General features: G+C 64.5%; 21 protein-coding genes. 9 read left to right on the forward strand and 12 right to left on the reverse strand.

From position 1 onward, the window contains the following. The first annotated feature begins 297 nt into the window (after positions 1 to 297). Positions 298 to 879, forward strand: coding sequence for a hypothetical protein (locus TX79_RS00715; RefSeq protein WP_230198520.1), 582 nt, complete (start codon positions 298 to 300; stop codon positions 877 to 879). A gap of 353 nt (positions 880 to 1232) precedes the next feature. Here TX79_RS00715 and TX79_RS00720 read toward each other — a convergent pair whose 3' ends face one another. From TX79_RS00720 to TX79_RS19145, 6 genes are all read right to left on the reverse strand, one after another. Then, positions 1233 to 1712: a 50S ribosomal protein L11 gene (locus TX79_RS00720; protein WP_049925095.1), complete on the reverse strand. Its 480-nt coding sequence runs from the start codon at positions 1710 to 1712 to the stop codon at positions 1233 to 1235. 91 nt (positions 1713 to 1803) lie between these two features. Continuing rightward, the gene (gene cutA / locus TX79_RS00725; protein WP_049925096.1) at positions 1804 to 2112 is read right to left on the reverse strand and encodes a divalent-cation tolerance protein CutA; all 309 of its coding nucleotides are present in this window, start codon (positions 2110 to 2112) and stop codon (positions 1804 to 1806) included. Between the two features lie 85 nt (positions 2113 to 2197). After that, positions 2198 to 2389, reverse strand: coding sequence for an HEWD family protein (locus tag TX79_RS00730; RefSeq protein ID WP_049925098.1), 192 nt, complete (start codon positions 2387 to 2389; stop codon positions 2198 to 2200). Between the two features lie 177 nt (positions 2390 to 2566). Continuing rightward, positions 2567 to 4390 carry a hypothetical protein gene (locus TX79_RS19140; protein ID WP_049925099.1) on the reverse strand — a complete coding sequence of 608 codons (1824 nt, stop codon included), beginning with the start codon at positions 4388 to 4390 and terminating at the stop codon, positions 2567 to 2569. Positions 4391 to 4792: 402 nt separating this feature from the next. Continuing rightward, entirely contained in the window at positions 4793 to 6304 is a 1512-nt protein-coding gene (locus tag TX79_RS00740) for a phosphoenolpyruvate carboxykinase (ATP) (RefSeq protein WP_049925100.1), read from the reverse strand. A gap of 423 nt (positions 6305 to 6727) precedes the next feature. Beyond that, complete coding sequence (locus tag TX79_RS19145) at positions 6728 to 6859, reverse strand: rubrerythrin-like domain-containing protein (RefSeq protein ID WP_154660436.1); 132 nt, start codon at positions 6857 to 6859, stop codon at positions 6728 to 6730. A gap of 182 nt (positions 6860 to 7041) precedes the next feature. On the opposite strand from TX79_RS19145, the gene TX79_RS19500 reads away from it, so the two are divergent. Continuing rightward, complete coding sequence (locus TX79_RS19500; protein WP_195892432.1) at positions 7042 to 7218, forward strand: DUF7501 family protein; 177 nt, start codon at positions 7042 to 7044, stop codon at positions 7216 to 7218. Positions 7219 to 7282: 64 nt separating this feature from the next. On the opposite strand, the gene TX79_RS00745 is transcribed toward TX79_RS19500, so the two are convergent. After that, a complete protein-coding gene (locus TX79_RS00745) occupies positions 7283 to 7606 on the reverse strand; it encodes a hypothetical protein (RefSeq protein WP_049925102.1) in 324 nt (107 codons plus the stop codon). A gap of 233 nt (positions 7607 to 7839) precedes the next feature. Between TX79_RS00745 and TX79_RS19150 the strand changes: the two genes are divergently transcribed. After that, the gene (locus TX79_RS19150) at positions 7840 to 7980 is read left to right on the forward strand and encodes a rubrerythrin-like domain-containing protein (protein ID WP_154660437.1); all 141 of its coding nucleotides are present in this window, start codon (positions 7840 to 7842) and stop codon (positions 7978 to 7980) included. A 62-nt stretch (positions 7981 to 8042) separates the two neighbouring features. Here the strand turns inward: TX79_RS19150 and TX79_RS00750 are convergent, their stop codons facing one another. Next, positions 8043 to 8507 carry a hypothetical protein gene (locus TX79_RS00750; RefSeq protein ID WP_049925103.1) on the reverse strand — a complete coding sequence of 155 codons (465 nt, stop codon included), beginning with the start codon at positions 8505 to 8507 and terminating at the stop codon, positions 8043 to 8045. An 80-nt stretch (positions 8508 to 8587) separates the two neighbouring features. Between TX79_RS00750 and TX79_RS00755 the strand changes: the two genes are divergently transcribed. From TX79_RS00755 to TX79_RS00765, 3 genes are all read left to right on the forward strand, one after another. Further along, the gene (locus tag TX79_RS00755) at positions 8588 to 8971 is read left to right on the forward strand and encodes an SHOCT domain-containing protein (RefSeq protein WP_049925105.1); all 384 of its coding nucleotides are present in this window, start codon (positions 8588 to 8590) and stop codon (positions 8969 to 8971) included. Between the two features lie 89 nt (positions 8972 to 9060). Beyond that, positions 9061 to 9843, forward strand: a complete 783-nt coding sequence (locus tag TX79_RS00760) for an HAD-IIA family hydrolase (RefSeq protein WP_049925106.1) — start codon at positions 9061 to 9063, stop codon at positions 9841 to 9843. Between the two features lie 87 nt (positions 9844 to 9930). Then, the gene (locus TX79_RS00765) at positions 9931 to 10170 is read left to right on the forward strand and encodes a hypothetical protein (RefSeq protein ID WP_049925107.1); all 240 of its coding nucleotides are present in this window, start codon (positions 9931 to 9933) and stop codon (positions 10168 to 10170) included. A 5-nt stretch (positions 10171 to 10175) separates the two neighbouring features. Here the strand turns inward: TX79_RS00765 and TX79_RS00770 are convergent, their stop codons facing one another. After that, positions 10176 to 10619 carry an acyl-CoA thioesterase gene (locus tag TX79_RS00770; protein WP_049925109.1) on the reverse strand — a complete coding sequence of 148 codons (444 nt, stop codon included), beginning with the start codon at positions 10617 to 10619 and terminating at the stop codon, positions 10176 to 10178. A gap of 137 nt (positions 10620 to 10756) precedes the next feature. Here TX79_RS00770 and TX79_RS00775 point away from each other — a divergent pair, with 137 nt between their 5' ends. Genes TX79_RS00775 through purM form a run of 3 tightly spaced genes read left to right on the forward strand, consistent with a single transcriptional unit; the run spans position 10757 to position 14210 of the window. Continuing rightward, complete coding sequence (locus TX79_RS00775) at positions 10757 to 12532, forward strand: TraB/GumN family protein (RefSeq protein WP_049925111.1); 1776 nt, start codon at positions 10757 to 10759, stop codon at positions 12530 to 12532. After that, positions 12529 to 13161: a metalloprotease gene (locus TX79_RS00780; RefSeq protein ID WP_049925112.1), complete on the forward strand. Its 633-nt coding sequence runs from the start codon at positions 12529 to 12531 to the stop codon at positions 13159 to 13161. The genes TX79_RS00775 and TX79_RS00780 overlap by 4 nt, the downstream gene beginning before the upstream one ends. A gap of 59 nt (positions 13162 to 13220) precedes the next feature. Further along, positions 13221 to 14210 (forward strand): phosphoribosylformylglycinamidine cyclo-ligase, encoded by a 990-nt coding sequence (gene purM, locus TX79_RS00785; protein WP_049925114.1) that lies wholly within the window; start codon positions 13221 to 13223, stop codon positions 14208 to 14210. 29 nt (positions 14211 to 14239) lie between these two features. On the opposite strand, the gene cdd is transcribed toward purM, so the two are convergent. The 3 genes from cdd to TX79_RS00800 all read right to left on the reverse strand — a co-directional run bounded on the left by cdd (position 14240) and on the right by TX79_RS00800 (position 16913). Then, on the reverse strand, positions 14240 to 14638 hold the full coding sequence (gene cdd / locus TX79_RS00790) for a cytidine deaminase (protein ID WP_049925116.1): 399 nt from the start codon (positions 14636 to 14638) through the stop codon (positions 14240 to 14242). Between the two features lie 62 nt (positions 14639 to 14700). Beyond that, positions 14701 to 16128, reverse strand: a complete 1428-nt coding sequence (locus TX79_RS00795; protein WP_049925117.1) for a phosphomannomutase — start codon at positions 16126 to 16128, stop codon at positions 14701 to 14703. A 128-nt stretch (positions 16129 to 16256) separates the two neighbouring features. Continuing rightward, the gene (locus TX79_RS00800; protein WP_049925119.1) at positions 16257 to 16913 is read right to left on the reverse strand and encodes a MaoC family dehydratase; all 657 of its coding nucleotides are present in this window, start codon (positions 16911 to 16913) and stop codon (positions 16257 to 16259) included. Between the last annotated feature and the right edge of the window lie 122 nt (positions 16914 to 17035).

Below are 17035 nucleotides of genomic sequence, written 5' to 3' on the forward strand. Positions count from 1 at the left end.
GTACGCAGGACGCTCCTACGGGTCAGTGAAACAGGCAAGGCCTGTCTCTGTTGAAGCAAGAAGCATCGCGGACTTAAACCCGTCGAACTGGATTCCCGATCGATGCCACTTCTCGCGCTCCCGGAACCCGAATTACCGGATCGGTATCGGCACCTCTCGTACGTGGGATCAAAAAACCATACCGGCTAAAATCGATGGCCACAGGGTTCGTGTCGGATAATAGTCCAATCACGTTGAGCAAAACTTCTATGTGCAGTGATGGTGAAACGTAGGATAATGTGGCCGTTAAATTTATACGTGGGTGAGGCGGTTGGGAACGACCTCACCGGAACGCTCGCCTCGAGCGACCTGGTCGCGATCTACCAGTCGCTCGGACCAGTCGAACGGGCGATCGGACAGTTCGTCGCGACGCTCATCGTGGCGGCGGTACTCCTCGGTCTGGTACAGGGTGCCGGAACCCGGGCCGTCGAAAAGAGCCGACGGAGTCCCGTAATTTCGATCTGTATCGGGACGCCAGGGGTCTTCGTCCTCTCCGCGCTGGGGACTGCTGGCTACCTCATTCTCGACTCGAGCCTCGGGCTCTTCTTCGGAATGTTGTTCTTGCTGGTCTCGGCCGCAGTCCTTCCGGCGGGGCTGGTAATCGGTGTCGTCGGTATCGGAACCGGCATCGGCGCACGGCTCGGACGGGACGGATTGCCGGCTGGCGTCGTCGTCGGCAGTATCCTGGCAGGTCTCGTCGGAGTATCGATTCCCGCGACCGCAGGCTTCGGAGTCATCGCGGCGGCGCTTGGAACCGGTGCCCTCGCTCGGGTCCTGTTCGGCGGCGGAAACGTCTCGAGCCCCGACGATCGAACCGTCCCCCCGGCGAACAAGATTTAACCCGTCTCAAATCGAGTCGTCGCGCTCGCGTTGATGGCAGTTCGCTCGGCGCATCGTCGGACGCGAGCTCGAACTGAAATCGAACACGTTCACGCCCGTATCGAAACCCTCTTACATCCGCGACGGGGGTGCCCTCGTCGCCGCTCGAGATGCTGTCTTGACTTCCACACGCGTGCCCGCAAACATCATGCTGGTGGCGTGTACACTCCACCCTGTCAGCGGTCACCTGGCCGTGTAAAACCGCGACGGCAGAGGAGTCCCCTCGAAACGTCCCGAGGCACGGGACGGAAGGGAGCGACGTACATGGCTCCCCGGAACTGGCTCCGAAAACCGTCCGGATCCGCAGAAGACAGTTACGCTTCGACCAACACGTCGTCGTACTCGCCGTCGTCGACTCGCTCTTTGAACTCTCGAGCGTCGTTGCCCTCGATGGTGACGCCCATCGAGGCGCAGGTGCCGACGATCTCCTTCGCGGCGTTTTTCGTGTCGTAGGCGAGCAGGTCGGGGTGTTTCTGCTCGGCGATCTGCTTGACCTGGTCGATCGAGAGGTCGGCGACGAAGTCCTCCTGGGGTTCGCCGCTGCCGGTCTCGAAGCCAGCCTCGTCCTTGATCAGTTCCGCCGTCGGTGGGACACCGACATCGATCGAGAACGAGCCGTCGTCCTCGTAGTCGACGGTGACGGGCACTTCGGTGCCGTCGAACGCTTCGGTCTGGTCGTTGATCTCCTGGACGACCGCCTGGACGTCGACGGGCGTCGGTCCGAGCTCCGGACCGAGCGGCGGGCCGGGATCGGCCTGGCCACCCGGAACGAGCACTTCGATGGTTCCAGCCATACCCGACAGAACCCGCGCGCGAGTTTTAAGGGTTGCTTTTTCGGGCAGTCAGGCCTGTGACGAGTTGGCGCACCCTCGAGCCCGCTCCGCGTTACTCGACCGTGACGCTCTCGGCACGCCACTCCCCGAAGGACTCGAGGACGTCCGCCTCGTCGAAGCGTTCGATACAGGGAACGTCGTAGGGGTGCACCTCGAGCACTCGTTCCTTCAGCTGCGGGTACGCGTCGGCGGTCGTCTTCGCCAGCAACACGGCCTCGTCGTCGTGCTGGATGGCTCCGTCCCACCGGTAGACCGACGTCGTTTCCAGCCGGTTGACGCAAGCAGCGAGCCGTTCCTCGACGAGCGTTTCGGCGATTTCGTCGGCGCTGTCCGGTGGTGCCGTGACGTAGACGGTCGTCATCTAGCCGGACGATGCCGTCGGATAGACAAAAGGGCTTCTCGTGCGACCGTCGTGCCGGACCGATCGCTCGAGCACTCCGTCCGACTCAGTCGCTACGTTCGACTACCGGGTTGAACGTGCCGTTGATGTCCCACTCGTGGAGACAGTGGGGATTGCCGGCCTGTTTGTCGCCGTCGTCGCGGACGATCTGCCACGCTTCGAGGGATTCGTCCCAGTACTCTTCACGACCGCACCGTTCGCAAACGCGGGCCGTGGGTGCTCGTACCTCTGCGCTCATTGTCGGATGTGAGAACCGAACACATATAACACTGTCCGTGTACGGTAAATCCTGCGTTTTCCCGTCAATGGAACTGGAAACGACGATGGTTTCGTCTACCGTCTTCCCGTCGTCCTCGCTTCAGCCCAGCGGGTCAACGGTGCGTTCGAGCGCTCGAAAAACGCAGCGAGGGACCGATTATCCCATCAGGACCGGCGACGCGGGGTCCTCGTTACCCTCGTCGGCCGGCGTCTCAGCGCCGTCGGTGGGCTGGTCGTCATCGACCGGCTGTTCTTCCTGGTCGACTGGCTGTTGCTCCTCGTCGTCAGCGGGTGGCTGCTGGTCGTCAGCGGGCGGTTCTTCCTCGCTCACGGGTGGTTGATCGTCGTCAGCGGGTGGCTGCTGGTCGTCAGCAGGTGGCTGTTGGTCGTCAGCGGGCGTTTGATCGTCGTCAGCGGGTGGCTGGTCTTCGGTCATCGGCGGCTGCTCCTCGATCTGATCGATCGGTAGCAACGCGTCGAGGTCGTGGACGACGAATACCGTCGCGTCTTCGACGGTCACGTGGAGGGGAGCATCGACGCCCATGGCGTCATCGGCGGACTCCTCCTGTTGGACGTCGGTTTCCTCGTCCATCTGAGCATCGTCCTGCTGGCCCTCGTCGAACGCGTCGCCGTCGTCGTCAGCGAGGTCGTCGGACTCCTCGTCGATGTCGTCCTCAACGTCTTCGTCGTCGACTTCGGCGTCATCGTCGTACTCATCCTCGTCAGTCGGCATCTGACCCATCATTTCGTCGTCGACCGGCATCTCGTCACCAGCCATCTGGGCGTCGTGGACCACGAAGACGATCGCCTCCTCGATCGTCACCTCGAGGGCTTCCTCAACGGTCTCCTGACCCTCGAGCGGTTCCTGTTCCTCGAGTTGCTCCTGGGCGACTGCGTCGTCTTCATCCTCGAGCTGGTCGTCCTCCGCGACGTCGTCATCGTGGGCCTGGTCCGCAGTCTCCTCGTCGGCGTCCTCGCGATCGTCCCAGTCAGCGTCCGGCGCGTCCTCCATCGGAAGCTGCTGGTGTGCCATCAGGTGGACGAACTGGGCACTGTCGACGGTCACCTCGAGTTGCGTCTGGTGGACCATGACGCCCTCGTGACCGGCCTCGTCGACCGCGTCGGACTCGTCGAGCGTGTCGTCATCGGCCTGCTGGTCGTCCTGGGCGACGTCATCGGTCTGCTGGTCGTCTTGTTGTTGGGCCGGCGCTTCTTCGTCGTCGAGGTGCTGCTCGAATTCCTCGCCGAGTTCGTCGACGTGCACGAAGATCGTCGCCTCCTGGATCGTCACGTGACGGTCGTCGCTATCCGCCACGTCGTCGACGGACGTGTCGTCTGATTCGACGTCGTCCGCATCCTCCTCGAGTTCGGTATCGTCAGCGTCGTCCTCGAGTTCGGTATCGTCAGCGTCGTCCTCGAGTTCGCTCTCATCTTCGAGGTCCCCCTCATCCGCTACGTCCTGGTCGTCCTCCTGGAGATCGGCGTCGTCGTCGAGCGCGTCCTCCGCGGCGGCGTCATCGTCCTGTTCGAGGTTGTCCTCCTCCTGGAGGTCGTCTCCGTCGTCGACGCCGGACTCCTCGTCGGGCGCGTCGTCGACTTGATCGTGATCCATCGGCGCGTCGACCTCGTCGAGGACGACGAGGACGCTCGCGTGATCGACGGACAGGCCGTCAGCGGCCGTCTCGTCGCCGATCTGATCACTCTCATCCGTCGTCTCGGGATCGTCTTGCTCGCCGACCGCCGAATCGGCGTCGTCCTCGAGTTCGGAGTCCGCATCGTCGACGGCGTCGTCCGCGTCATCGACCGGCTGTTCGTCCGTTTGCGCGTCGGTCGCTTGACCGTCGCGGTCATCGGTCGGATCGTCGACCACGACGACGATGTCGGCCTCTTCGATCGTCACCTGCCACTCGTCGTCGGCGTCGTCCACGTGTTCGTCGACGCCCGCCCCTGCGACGGCTGCGCCACTCGTTCCGACTATCATCAGTACCGCTACTGCTACGACCAGTGTGGTTCGTATGCTCATGCCTCGCCGAACGGTCGGGTCCCCCGAACCGTAAACCGATGCTGTAATTCCAGTGATAAATGATCGAATTCCCCACGGAAACCGGTCGCTCACCGAAGTAAAATACTACTACGAGAGGGGCTCTCGAGTAAGATCACTGCCTAGGTGGGGATCGGACGTACACGGACGTCGGTAGTATCAGAACCTGGACTAGATCGGCTTATCGACTGAAATACGACCGCGATCAGCCCTAATCCGGCACTACCGAGGATGGAGAAGTCATCCCGACGGGGCAAGCGAAATAGCCCGTCAGATCGAATCTGAACCCGAAACCTCCCGGACCCAAGCGTCGGTTACCGACGGAGTCCGTCGGAACGTGGATCAGTAGACGGCGTCCGCGATCTCGTCCCGGAGGTCGTCGAACTGCGAGAGGTACTCGCGGCGCTCGGCCCGAAGGTCGGCGACGGCGTCGTCGTAGTCGGCGACGTGATCGGGGACGTAGTAGTCGTCGATCTCGAGACCGGGAACGGAGTCGGGGACGGTCAGGCCGGTGCGCTCGTCGTCGGTCCACTCGATCGTTCCGCGAGCGACTTCGGTGAGGATGGTGACCGATTCTTCGACGCCGACGTCGACGGACTGCTCGCCGAGATAGCCCGTGTTGAGTACGTAGCACTCGACGTCGAGATCGGAGACGAGGTCGTAGAAGACGTTGCCCTCCTCGCCTTCCGAGCCGATGATGAAGGGGTTCGTTCCGACCACGCGGATCGATTCGCCTGCCCGGGACGGATCGCCGGCGCTCGTCTCGATCGACTCTCCCAGCATGAACGCGACGGCCGCCTGCTCGGGCGTGAGTTTCGCGACCGGCGGCATCAGCGGGTTGCGGGTGATGAAAAAGACCTGATCCATCCGGTCGAGGTCGATGTCATCCGCCGCGCTCTCGAGTTCGTCGCGCTGGACGATGGCCCGGGAGTTGGCCGTGTAGCGATCCTCGTCGAAGTCGACGGTGCCGCCGTCGTCGACGGCGACGTTCTCGAGGATGGCCGACTCGTCGGTCGCGGCCGCGTACAGTTCGGGCTGTTCTGCCGGATCGAGGCCGATCGTCTTGATGAACAGTCCCTTCCCCTCGCTCCCGGCGACCGACCCGTCGGGGAGGAGCCCACAGACGTCGTCCTGGAGCATCACGGCGTGTTCGGGCTCCTCGAGCCAGCAGCCGTGGGAGGTCAGCGTCGACTTGCCGGTGGCCGACAGCCCCATGAACACCTGCCCGACGGTACGCAGGTCGCCATCCGCGTCACGGACGCGAACGCGTTTGCTGCCGGCGTGGAGTCCGAGGCCACCCTCCTGCTTGATCCGGTACATGAACAGCCGGAGGAACGACTTCTTCGCCTCGCCGGTGTAGTCGCTGCCGAGAACGGCGGTGAACCCCTCGTCGGGGAGCACGCGGATCGCGGTGCCGTCGTAATCGGGGTCCTGAACCGTGAAGAGGTCGGGTTCGCGACCGTCGCTGGGTTCGAAGAGGTTCGCCCAGGCGAGAGCGATGCGGGCGTGGTCGACGGGAACGAACAGGCGGCAGCAAAACGACGCCTCGGGATGGCGTCCCATCAGCCGGTCGACGCAAACCATCTCGCGCTCCCCAGCGCGGTCGACGGCCTCGTCGACGAGTTCGTAGTCGCCGTCCGAAAACTCGTGGTCGACGGCGTTTCGCGTGCGATCAGCACTACGGGACCGGTACTCGCTGACGTACGAGGGGGAACCGAACTCGGTGGTCGTCTCCTCGTGGGCGGCGAGTTCGCGGAGCGTCTCGAGCGACGGGTTGTACCGAACGTTCGACGCCGTCGATGGATCCGGAAGCTGTCGGACCAGCGGACGGGACTCCGTCCCGGTTTCGGACATATGCAGTACACTCCAACATCCTGATGCATAAACCTGAAGGGTTTTGACCGCAGTGTGTCATGAGGTCCCCCGACATCAGCTATCGCATCACAATACGACGTTGTTTCTGGTGTGATGGGCAGTGATAGAACGTCACTGCCTATTGTCTAAAGTCGTACAGCTACGGATGAGTACTCGAGTCAGAAATAATATTCGAACCGTCTTGATCCCGACGATGTCGGCGCATTCGGCACGCCGTCACGATCGAGAAGCGACCTCGCGGATCGAAAAGCGACTCGAGGAGACGTCTTATCGATCTCCGACCGTCGCTAACCGAGGCTGGAGCGGGACGGACACGTGCCGATCTCGGCTTCACTACTGAGGCGAAAAACTGGTGGTACTCGTACTACGAGGGGCGAACGCCGGCCCGCACGGCGACGTCGATCAATCGCGCACGGGTTCGACGTTTCGCATCTCGCCTCCACACCGCCGACAGGAGCCGAGTAACGCGTCCTCGGTGACCTCGCGGTACGCACACTGGACGCACTCGTACTCGAGCGACTCCGTCGGAACCATGTGTCTGAATTACTCGCGTTTCGTGTTAACTCTTTTCGTGGTGTGAAGATCCGTCGGTTCGAGCGGGATCACGGATTCGGCCTCCGAAGGACAAATATATTAGGGCAATTATACCACATATAACGATAATAGATATTTACGGATCGAGTTTATATGATGGTTCCTGAAAGACCCGGCTACAGATGGCCGCAACCACGACCTGGACCGATCCGATCACCTGTCCTTTCTGTGGGGGCGAACTGGCCTCCCCCGGCGCGGGTTTCATGGACCACATCGACGAGAACGGCGACTGCGAAACGGAGTTCGAACGCTGGCGGCAGAATCTCGCGAGCGACCTCACCGGCGAGTGGTCCGGCTAGTTCCTCCACAGGGGCGTTTCGCGAGGCGAATCGAATTCGTCCGACGTGAGTGTGCCGGGAGCGGTCACTCCTCGAGCGACTCCCGATCGACGAACTTGTAGAACCGACTCGTGCGTCCGCCTTCCGTCTCGCTCTGGTAGACGAACGCGAGGTTCTCGTCGTCGAACTTCTCGAAGAACTGCTCCCAACTGATCGGTTCGATCTCGCCGTGATCCCGCTGCGTATCGGGGAACTGCAGTCGGAGCAAGCCCGGATCGTCGCCGTCGGCCGTCGCCGCCACGTGTGCCGGCGATCCGCCGCGTTCCTCGACCCACCGTTTGATGGTCTCGTGGTCCGTCGTCGCCCGGCTGTGCTCGGCCTCGAGGTCGACGGAGTCGGACTCACTCATGGTGGATCACGTTCGAATCTCCGGACTGATTCCGTACGACAGTACTCCTTGCAATCGCCGGGACGTCGCCCCTCCCCGATGGACGCCGTCGACGGGTACCTGCCGACGCGTGACCTCGAGAAGGTCGTACATTCGTCCAGTAATTAAGGACATATGTCCAGAAAAAGTTGTATGGATCACTGGGAAAGTGTTCCAACACAACGCTTTTTCGTGTGAACTATCCCCCACGCGGTATGGTCTTCAGTGATCCGTACACGCCCACCCGATCGTACTACGAGTGCCGCGAGTGTGGCTACCGGGAAGCCACCGACTCGCTCGCGTCCTGTCCGGAGTGTGACGGCCGGACGCGTAACATCGCCGTCCCGCGGGAGTAGAGGCTCGAACGTAGCTCACGCGCGATTTTCGGAGGGGGACGGAATCGGAGTCAGAGAGGGTGTCAGTCGAAATCCGGAAGGTCCTCCGGGGGTTCGTACTCGGCCTCCCAGTCGATGTACTCCTCCTTGAGGACGTCACAGACGATCTGTCCGAACGACGTGAGTTCGGCGTTGATCGCCGAGACGGTCCCCCAGGTGTCCAGGTCGGGATGATACTCCCGTTCCTGCCAGTCTTCGGGGATACCCGGCGCGTGATAGCCGACGCGGTCGGCGAAGTCGTCCCAGAAGAAGTCGAACGCCGCGAACAGGTCGAGGTCGCGAGCGATTTCGTACTCGCGTTCCGCGAGATCGGTCTCCGCACGCCACTGTTCGAACGCCTCCTCCCAGGCCCCCTCCTCGAGGAACCCCTGGAGTTCCTCGCGTTTGTAATCGACCTCGTCGTCGGCGGCGACGGTCGCGTCCTCGTACTCGTTCGGATCGACGAACTCCAGTTCCGGCGGGTCGGGTGGTTCGACCTCGAGTCCCATACCTGTGGATTCGGCGGCACAGGGAAAAGGATTCGCTCGAGAACCCTACAATTATCCCCGAGCGGCCCGTAGCCGTCGGCATGTCCAGTGGCCGGGAGTACAGTTTCGCGGAAATCTTCGCGATCAAGTTCGTCCTGGCGGACGTCATCATCATCGCTGCTCTGTTGCTCGCACCGGCGATCTACGCCGTCGCGATCACCGCGCTGTTGGTCCTCAGTACGGTTCTCCTGTGGTATTTCACCGGCAGAGACGAGGATTCGACGACCGAAACCGAGACGGAGACGGCCGCGGACGCCGACGAGAACGCCGTCGACCCGGTGACGGAACTTCAGCAGCAATACGCTGCGGGTGACATCTCGGAGGACGAGTTCGAGTCGCGACTCGATCGGCTGATCGAGTCGAACGAACGCGCCGAAGAAGCCGGGGTCGAGACGCGCGACCTCGAACTCGAGCGCTCGAGCTGAGGGGCCGCGACACCCACTGACCCCGCACGCCAGTCGGGGGACCTTCGCTATCCAAACACTGAATCGATAGCCGTCCGAACGACTCCCCAATGACGGAGTACGAGGCGGTGATCCTCGACGTCGACGGGACGATTCTTCGTGGCGACGAGTTGCTCCCCGACACGCCGGCGGGCTTTCGAGCCCTCGAGGCGGCCGGCTGTGAACGACTGCTCTTCTCGAACAATCCGACGCGCGATGGCACACACTACCGGGAGAAACTGGCTCCGCACGGCATCGACGTGGATCCGGAATCGGTGTTGACGTCGGCGTCCGTCTCGGCGGCGTACCTCTCGGCGACTCATTCCGGCGAGCCGGTCTTCCTCGTCGGTGAGGACCGTCTCGAGGCGATCCTCGAGGCTGCCGGCGTCGACCTCACGGACGATCCGGCCGCCGCCGAGGTCGTCCTCGGTTCGGTTACGACGGAATTCTCCTACTCGATGCTCCGGGACGCGCTCAGGGCACTCGAGGGCGACGTTCCGTTCTACGGCACGGACCCGGACACGACGATTCCCGTCGACGACGGTCGCATTCCGGGGTCGGGCGCGATCCTCGCAGCGATGGAAGCCGTCGCCGACCGAGAACCCGACGCGATCCTGGGGAAACCGTCGTCGGTCGCCGCGGAGACCGCGATCGACCGCCTCGAGGCCCCACCCGATCGGACGCTCGTCGTGGGGGACCGGCTCAACACCGACATCGCACTGGGCAACCGGGCCGGGATGGACACCGCCGTCGTTCTCACGGGCATCGCCGATCGGGACTCGATCGCGGCGTCGTCGGTCGACCCGGACTACGTCCTCGACTCGCTTGGCGACCTCGAGCGGGTTCTCGAGTGATCGCGACGGCCGCGTGGCGATCTAACGAGGCTGGCGAAACCGTCGTCGACAGAATAGTTTATCGGACAGAGTCACGAATAGAGACATATGGGAAACCTACCCACGTCCGGAGACGTCGATCAGGTTCGGAATCGAGTGACGAACGTCCTGCAGCGGGCACGGTACGCGGCGATCGGTGCCGCAATCGGTGCCGCGATCGGCGGCGTGTTCAGCCGTAGTGCCGCGAGTACCGGCGGTGCGATCGGCGGCCTCGTCGGCGCGGCGATCGCAGAGACGCGATGGACCGCCAGTTCGGTCCTCGAGGACGTTCGTGATCGAGACGAATAACCACGTCAGCCGTCCGATTCACCCTCGAGAGCAGCGGCCCTCAGTTCTTCACCGCGGTCCGTACTGACGGTCAGTTCCGGAACCGACGTCGGTCGGTTCTCCTCGTCGATCGCGACGTAGACGAAGTACGATTCCGTCGTCTGCTCGCGTTCGCGCGTTCGCAGATCCTCGCGTTCGGCGATCAGCCGAACCTTGACGCTCGAGCGTCCGGCGTCGTAAACGTAGGCCGTGATGTAGGCGGTGTCGCCGACGGAGATGGGCCGTTCGAAATTCATGCTGTTGACCCGTGCCGTCACGCAGGTCTCGCCGGAGAACCGCATCGCGGACATCGCCCCGACCTCGTCCATCCACTTCATCACGTTCCCCCCGTGCGCGGAGCCGAGCATGTTGGCGTGGTTCGGCTGTACCATCTCGCGGTTCTCCACGAGCGTCTCCATCAGATCGGTCATCAGTCCATTGTTCGTGACGAGGGGGATGAGTGTTCCCGTCTCGGGTAGCCTCACAGAGGGCGGCGTTCGAACCGGTCGCAAGCGGCGACGTTTTCGAGTCCGATACTGGTAAAAGCCGTCGCCGAGTTGACCCGCTAATGAGCGATGCAGGCGACGCCGATGTGCCGGAGCCCCCCGACGCGCCGAGCGACGAGGAAGGGTCCGTGCACGTCCTCGGGACGGCACACGTCTCGCAGGCGAGCGTCGACGAGGTTCACGAAACTATCGATCGGGAGCGACCCGACGTCGTTGCGGTCGAACTAGACGAAGGCCGGTACCGCCAGATGAAGGGCGGGACGCCGGACGACATCGAGGCACAGGATCTCCTCTCGGGTAACACCGTCTTCCAGTTTCTGGCCTACTGGATGCTCTCGTACGTCCAGTCGCGGCTCGGCGATCAGTTCGACATCGAACCCGGGGCCGACATGCGCGCGGCCATCGACGCCGCGAAGCGAAACGGCAGCGGGGTCGCGCTGGTGGATCGAGACATTCAGGTGACCATCCAGCGGTTCTGGCGCCGGTTGTCGTTCGTCGAGAAACTGAAGATGGTCGGCGGACTCGCGCTCGGCGTCACCAACCCCCGGTCGATCGGAATCGGAGTCGGCATAGCCCTCGGTATCGTCGTCGGCCTCGTCGCGACCGTCTTTATCGCGCCGACCGTCGGGTTCGATCCTCTCGCGGCCGTCGGCCTCACCGATCCCACGCTGTTACAGTACGTCGGCACGGTCGGTCTGGGGGGTCTCGGTGGCCTGTTGCTCGGGTTGCTCTTCCTGCCCTCCCTGGATTCGGCCGCCCGCTATACTGGCGGAATCCTGGACGCGTTTTCGGCCAGACTGGTCGCCGGCGTCGGGATCGGGATCGTCGGCTGTCTCGCGCTGGTCGCGACGGAGACGTTCGTCGGGCCGCTCTCCGCCGGCCGGTTCGAGAACGCCGGCATCTACACCGTACGGGCCGGGATCGGCCTCACCGCGGGACTCGGCCTCGGAGTCCTGCTCGGAACCGTGCTGGGGGTCGTTCTCCATCGGGTCGGCGGCGACGCCGAGCAGATCGAGGAGATCGACATCGAGAAGATGACCGACGGCGACGTCGTCGCGGCGATGATGGAGGAATTCCGCCAGTTCAGCCCCCGTGGCGCGAACGCCCTGATCGACGAACGCGACGCCTACATCGCCCACAACCTCCACGAACTCCGCCAGCAGGGGTACGACGTCCTCGCGGTCGTCGGAGCCGGCCACAAGGCCGGGATCGAACGCTACCTCGAGAACCCCGCGTCGCTCCCCTCGATGGAGTCCATCTCGTCGACGGCCTCGAGCCGCCGGTTCTCGCCGCTGAAGGTCTTCGGCTACCTCGTGATGATCGGGTTCGTCGCCTTCTTCTTCCTGTTGCTCATGGCGGGCGTCCAGGATACGTTCCTCCTCAAACTGTTCCTCGCGTGGGTGCTGTTCAACGGCGTGTTCGCCTTTACCCTCGCGCGACTGGCGGGTGCCCGCTGGACGAGCGCCGGCGTCGGCGGCCTCGTCGCCTGGCTGACCAGCATCAACCCGTTGCTCGCCCCGGGCTGGTTCGCCGGCTACGTCGAACTCAAACACCGGCCAGTCAACGTCGGCGACATCCAGCGGCTCAACGACATCGTCGACGACACGGACCGACCCATCGACGAGGCCCTCGCCGAGATGTTCAACGTGCCACTGTTCCGGCTGATCATGATCGTCGCGCTGACGAACATCGGAAGTCTGATCGCGACGATCCTTTTCGTGCTGGTCGTCCTGCCGTGGCTGGCCGGCCCCGAGTTCGGCGGCGTCGACGCCCTCCTGGCACAATTGCTCGAGGGAGCCCGGAACACGCTCGACCTGCTCTGGGGGATCCTCTCGTGAGCGTCCGGTCGCGTCGCTCCGATCCGGGCATCTCGTTCAGCGAGAAAGAGCTGTTCGACCTCGCCGCCGCCTGGATCGTGTTGAGCGTCGCGTTCGCGTTCCTGTTGGCCCCGTTCCACCGCAGCGAGAGCGTCTCGATCGATACGTTCCTCACCATGGTCGGGCCGAGTTTCCTGACCGTCGGCGTCGGCTTTCTCCTTCACGAACTCGGTCACAAGGTCGTGGCGATCGAGTACGGCCAACTCGCCGAGTTCCGTGCGGACTACGGGATGTTGTTCCTGGCGATGATCAGCGGCCTCGCTGGCTTCCTCTTTGCCGCCCCGGGGGCCGTCTACCACCGGGGCCGGGTCACGGTCAGGGAGAACGGCCACATCGCGCTCGCCGGACCGGCGACGAACCTGCTGCTCGCCCTGTTGTTCTCGCCGTTCATGCTCTTTCCGGGCCTGATCGGGCTCGTCGGCCACCTCGGGATTCTGATCAACCTCTTCCTCGCGGCGTTCAACATGCTCCCGTTCGGCCCGCTCGACGGCCGGACGGTGCTTCGATGGAGCAAGCCCGCGTTCGCCATCGCGTTCGGCGGGAGCCTCCTCGTGTTGGCCGGCTTCCTCTATCTCTTCGGGTTCTGGTAACCGACCGGCCCTCGCTCCGGACCGGTGACCTTTTGCTCGACCCCCGCGCTCGTTCCCACATGACCGAGCACGCCGACGAGGGGACCGATCGGCTCACCTACGCCGAGACGGGCGTCGACATCGAGGCCAGCGAGGACGCCACCGCGGCCCTGCTCGAGGCCTTCGGCAGCGACCTCCGGACCGAGTACGCCGGCCTGATCGACATCGGCGACCGCTACCTGGCGCTGGCGACCGACGGCGTCGGCACCAAACTCCTGGTGGCCGAGGCGGTCGACGACTACTCGACGATCGGTATCGACTGCATCGCGATGAACGTCAACGACCTCGTCGCAGCCGGCGTCGAACCCGTCGCGTTCGTCGACTACCTCGCGATCGACGAACCCGACGAGGAGCTGACCAACGAGATCGGCGAGGGGCTCGCCGTGGGCCTCGAGGAGGCCGACCTCACCATGCTCGGCGGGGAGACGGCCGTCATGCCCGAGGTCGTGAAGGGGTTCGACCTCGCGGGCACCTGTGCGGGGCTCGCCGGGAAAGACGACGTGCTCGAGGGCGAGGCCGCGGTCGGCGACGCGCTCGTCGGCTTCCCGTCGAACGGCATCCACTCGAACGGACTCACGCTCGCTCGCGAAGCAGTGACGCGGGAGCACGAGTACACCGACCCGTTCCCGTACGACGACGAGCGATCGATCGGCGAGGAACTCCTGCGACCGACCCGGATCTACACCGACCTGCTCGAGCCGATGCGCGAGCACGAGGTCCGCGCGGCGGCCCACGTCACGGGCGGCGGCTGGACGAACCTGCTACGGATGGGCGAGTACGCGTACGTGATCGACGACCCGCTGCCGGCCCAGCCCGTCTTCGAGTTCGTCCAGGAGGAGGGCAACGTGACCGACGAGGAGATGCACCGCACGTTCAACATGGGCACCGGTTTCGTCGTCGCCCTCCCCGAGGATCGAGCCGCGAATCTCGTCGCCGAGACCGACGGACAGGTCATCGGGCGCATCGAGGAAGGCGATTCGGTCGAGATTCGCGGCCTCTCGCTGTGCTGACGGACCAGATTCTCGCGAGGAGGAACGATCTACTCGAGCGTCTCTTCCGAGATGGTATCCGGCAGCAAGTCGCCCAACCGGTACTCAGTGGGCGATTCGCCCTCGCCTTCGTCACAGACGACCAGGAGATCGTCGTCGCAGAACTCTGCGAGCGTCTGACGACACATCCCGCAGGGAGTCACGCCGTCCCGTCGCCCGGAACTGACGGCGAGTCGGGAGAACTCCCGGTGGCCCGATTTCACCGCCTCGGCGATGGCGACCTCCTCCGCGTGGAGGCTGTTGCTGTAGTTCGCGTTTTCGATGTTGCAGCCGACGAAGACCTCGCCGTCGGCGGTCTCGAGCGCGGCACCGACCCGGTACTCGGAGTAGGGGACGTGTGCCGACGACTGGACGTCGCGGGCGGCCTCGAGAAGGTCCTGAATCACCATGTCCCCCGATACACGGAGGGAACGCAAGAAGGCACCGACCCGAAGACAACGATTGTCCGGCGTTACGAGGCGTCGGCGACGGCCGCTTCGATCACGTCCCGGGCGTTCGCGACGAGTTCGTCGACGCTCTCGCTCTCGGCGTAGAGCCGGACGTACGGTTCGGTCCCGCTCGGGCGGACGAGCAGCCAGGAGGCGTCGGGGAACTCGAGGCGGACGCCGTAGTCGGTGTCGACCGTCGCGTCGGGGAACGCGTCGGGAAGGCTCGTCTCGAGGGTCGCCATCACGGTCGATTTGTGGCGGTCGGGACAGTCGACGCTCACCTTTCGGTAGGGGCGTTCGGTGACCGGCGCTCTGAGCGTCTCGGTGTCGCCCGCTTGTGCGACGAGTGCGGCGACGGCGGCAGCGCTCGCGACGCCGTCGATCCAGCCCCCGAAGGCGGTGTGGATGTGCTTCCAGGGTTCGGCCGCGAAGACGACGGCGGTGTCGTCGTCCCCCTGGCGTCGTTCGCGGGCGATGCCCTCGTGGAGCGCGCCGAGGCGGACGCGCTCGACGCGCCCGCCGGCCTCGCGGACCCGCTCGTCGATCCGGGCCGAGGCGTTCGGGGTCGTGACGACGACCGGATCGTCAACGTCGCTTGCGGCGGTGTAGTGTTCGGCGACGACCGCGAGGATCGTGTCCTCGTGGATCACCTCCCCGTCTGGACCGAGGACGACGAGGCGGTCGGCGTCGCCGTCGTGTGCGAGGCCGAGGTCGAACGATCCGGCCCCCGCGGCCGTGTCGCTCGACCGTTCCGAGGCGGGTGACGCCTCGCCCGCCGCCAGGAAGTCGCTGAAGTCGGTCAGCGTCTCCGGCGTCGGTTTACTCTCGCGCGCGGGGAAGTGACCGTCAACGGAGGCGTTCAGCGCGACTACGTTCGCCCCGAGACGCTCGAGGACCTGTGGCGTCGCGAGCGCGCCGACGCCGTTGCCGCAGTCGACGGCGACCTCGAGGCCGTCGAGCGGGGTTCGGTCGCCGTGGGGGGCGAACCGCTCGCGGACGTAGGATTCGACGGCGTCACGGTACTCGTCGAGCAGCTCGAGGCGGCCGGACCGACCCCACCGATCCCACGCCGTCGGCGAATCAGCCTCGTCGGCGATCCGTTCCTCGATCGCCTTCTCGGCGTCTCGATCGATCTCCTGGCCGTCGTCGAACAGTTTGATCCCGTTGTCGGCCGGCGGATTGTGGCTCGCAGTGATCATCACGCCGCGACGGCCCTGCGAAGCGTAGGCGAGCGCCGGGGTCGGCACCTGGCCGATCCGATACACGTCCGCGCCGGCGCTCTCGAGGCCGGCCTCCATCGCCGCGACGAGCGCGGGGCCGGTTTCGCGACCGTCGCGACCGAGGACGAACGTCTCCCCCGGTTCGGCCGCGGCCTGGCCGACCGACAGCGCGAGCGACGGCGTGATCTCCTCGACGGGGCCCCGGATCCCGGCGGTACCGAACAAGGTCATACCGGGTCGTTCCGGGAGGAACTATTTATATCATCGGAGAACGGTTTCTGGCGGTTCGAGTCGAAAACGAGACGGACGCGACGAACTCGAGGGGAACACGGAGGTGAGACCGCCGCCGAACCGTCGCGTTATTCCGGTTGCTCGTCGATCAGGACCACGGCCTCGCCGTCGACGACCATCGTCTCGCTGGCCTCGTTGTAAATCGAGGTCTCGAGTCGGTACTGACCGTCGCCGAGGTCCTCGACGACTTCGACGCGGGCGGAGACGCGGTCGCCGATGGAGACGGGACCGCTGAACTCGAGGTCCTGCGAGAGGTAGATCGTCAGCCCCGGCAGTCGGGCGAGGGCGGCGCTGATCAGCCCGGAGACGAGCGTCCCGTGGACGATCCGCCCGCCGAACCGGGTTTCCTCGGCGAACTCGTCGTCGAGGTGCAGACGGTTGGTGTCACCGCTGATCTGTGCGAACGCACGAACGTCCGCTTCGGAGAGCGTCTTCTCGAAGGTGACGACGTCGCCGACGTCGATCTCGTCGGCGTCGTCGACGGTGCGGTCGAACTCCCAGTCGACGTCGGAGTGTTCGACCGACGGAATGGGGGCCGGGATCGGTTCGCCGGTCGACTGCGAGGGGGCGTCCCCGTTCGGACCGTTCGCGAAGGCGGCGGGGAACATCGTCGAAACGGCGGCTCGGTTGGCGGCGGTCGCACTCTGGAGGAAATGCTGGGTCATCGCCGACCACGCGTTGGTCATGGCAGCGAGGTTCTCGCGCCCAGTGTTCGGGTATACCATCTATGGCGGGGTATGGCCGGGGGGGTTATGACTTCTTTGGCTGATCCAATCAGCCTTTACTTCCGCCGTGTCCCGCTAATCACTCGTTACGTTCGCCGAAAGAAACTACGCGTCTCGCCTTC

Origin of the sequence: Halopiger goleimassiliensis (assembly GCF_000455345.1) — an archaeon.
GTDB lineage: Archaea > Halobacteriota > Halobacteria > Halobacteriales > Natrialbaceae > Halopiger_A > Halopiger_A goleimassiliensis.

Bases quoted from the DNA above. Each gene is read 5' to 3' on its own strand.
- TX79_RS00720 (WP_049925095.1), bottom strand. From the start codon at position 1,712: ATGGCTGGAACCATCGAAGTGCTCGTTCCGGGTGGCCAGGCCGATCCC.
- cutA (WP_049925096.1), bottom strand. From the start codon at position 2,112: ATGACGACCGTCTACGTCACGGCACCACCGGACAGCGCCGACGAAATC.
- TX79_RS00730 (WP_049925098.1), bottom strand. From the start codon at position 2,389: ATGAGCGCAGAGGTACGAGCACCCACGGCCCGCGTTTGCGAACGGTGC.
- TX79_RS19140 (WP_049925099.1), bottom strand. From the start codon at position 4,390: ATGATAGTCGGAACGAGTGGCGCAGCCGTCGCAGGGGCGGGCGTCGAC.
- TX79_RS00740 (WP_049925100.1), bottom strand. From the start codon at position 6,304: ATGTCCGAAACCGGGACGGAGTCCCGTCCGCTGGTCCGACAGCTTCCG.
- TX79_RS19145 (WP_154660436.1), bottom strand. From the start codon at position 6,859: ATGGTTCCGACGGAGTCGCTCGAGTACGAGTGCGTCCAGTGTGCGTAC.
- TX79_RS19500 (WP_195892432.1), top strand. From the start codon at position 7,042: ATGGCCGCAACCACGACCTGGACCGATCCGATCACCTGTCCTTTCTGT.
- TX79_RS00745 (WP_049925102.1), bottom strand. From the start codon at position 7,606: ATGAGTGAGTCCGACTCCGTCGACCTCGAGGCCGAGCACAGCCGGGCG.
- TX79_RS19150 (WP_154660437.1), top strand. From the start codon at position 7,840: ATGGTCTTCAGTGATCCGTACACGCCCACCCGATCGTACTACGAGTGC.
- TX79_RS00750 (WP_049925103.1), bottom strand. From the start codon at position 8,507: ATGGGACTCGAGGTCGAACCACCCGACCCGCCGGAACTGGAGTTCGTC.
- TX79_RS00755 (WP_049925105.1), top strand. From the start codon at position 8,588: ATGTCCAGTGGCCGGGAGTACAGTTTCGCGGAAATCTTCGCGATCAAG.
- TX79_RS00760 (WP_049925106.1), top strand. From the start codon at position 9,061: ATGACGGAGTACGAGGCGGTGATCCTCGACGTCGACGGGACGATTCTT.
- TX79_RS00765 (WP_049925107.1), top strand. From the start codon at position 9,931: ATGGGAAACCTACCCACGTCCGGAGACGTCGATCAGGTTCGGAATCGA.
- TX79_RS00770 (WP_049925109.1), bottom strand. From the start codon at position 10,619: ATGACCGATCTGATGGAGACGCTCGTGGAGAACCGCGAGATGGTACAG.
- TX79_RS00775 (WP_049925111.1), top strand. From the start codon at position 10,757: ATGAGCGATGCAGGCGACGCCGATGTGCCGGAGCCCCCCGACGCGCCG.
- purM (WP_049925114.1), top strand. From the start codon at position 13,221: ATGACCGAGCACGCCGACGAGGGGACCGATCGGCTCACCTACGCCGAG.
- cdd (WP_049925116.1), bottom strand. From the start codon at position 14,638: ATGGTGATTCAGGACCTTCTCGAGGCCGCCCGCGACGTCCAGTCGTCG.
- TX79_RS00795 (WP_049925117.1), bottom strand. From the start codon at position 16,128: ATGACCTTGTTCGGTACCGCCGGGATCCGGGGCCCCGTCGAGGAGATC.
- TX79_RS00800 (WP_049925119.1), bottom strand. From the start codon at position 16,913: ATGGTATACCCGAACACTGGGCGCGAGAACCTCGCTGCCATGACCAAC.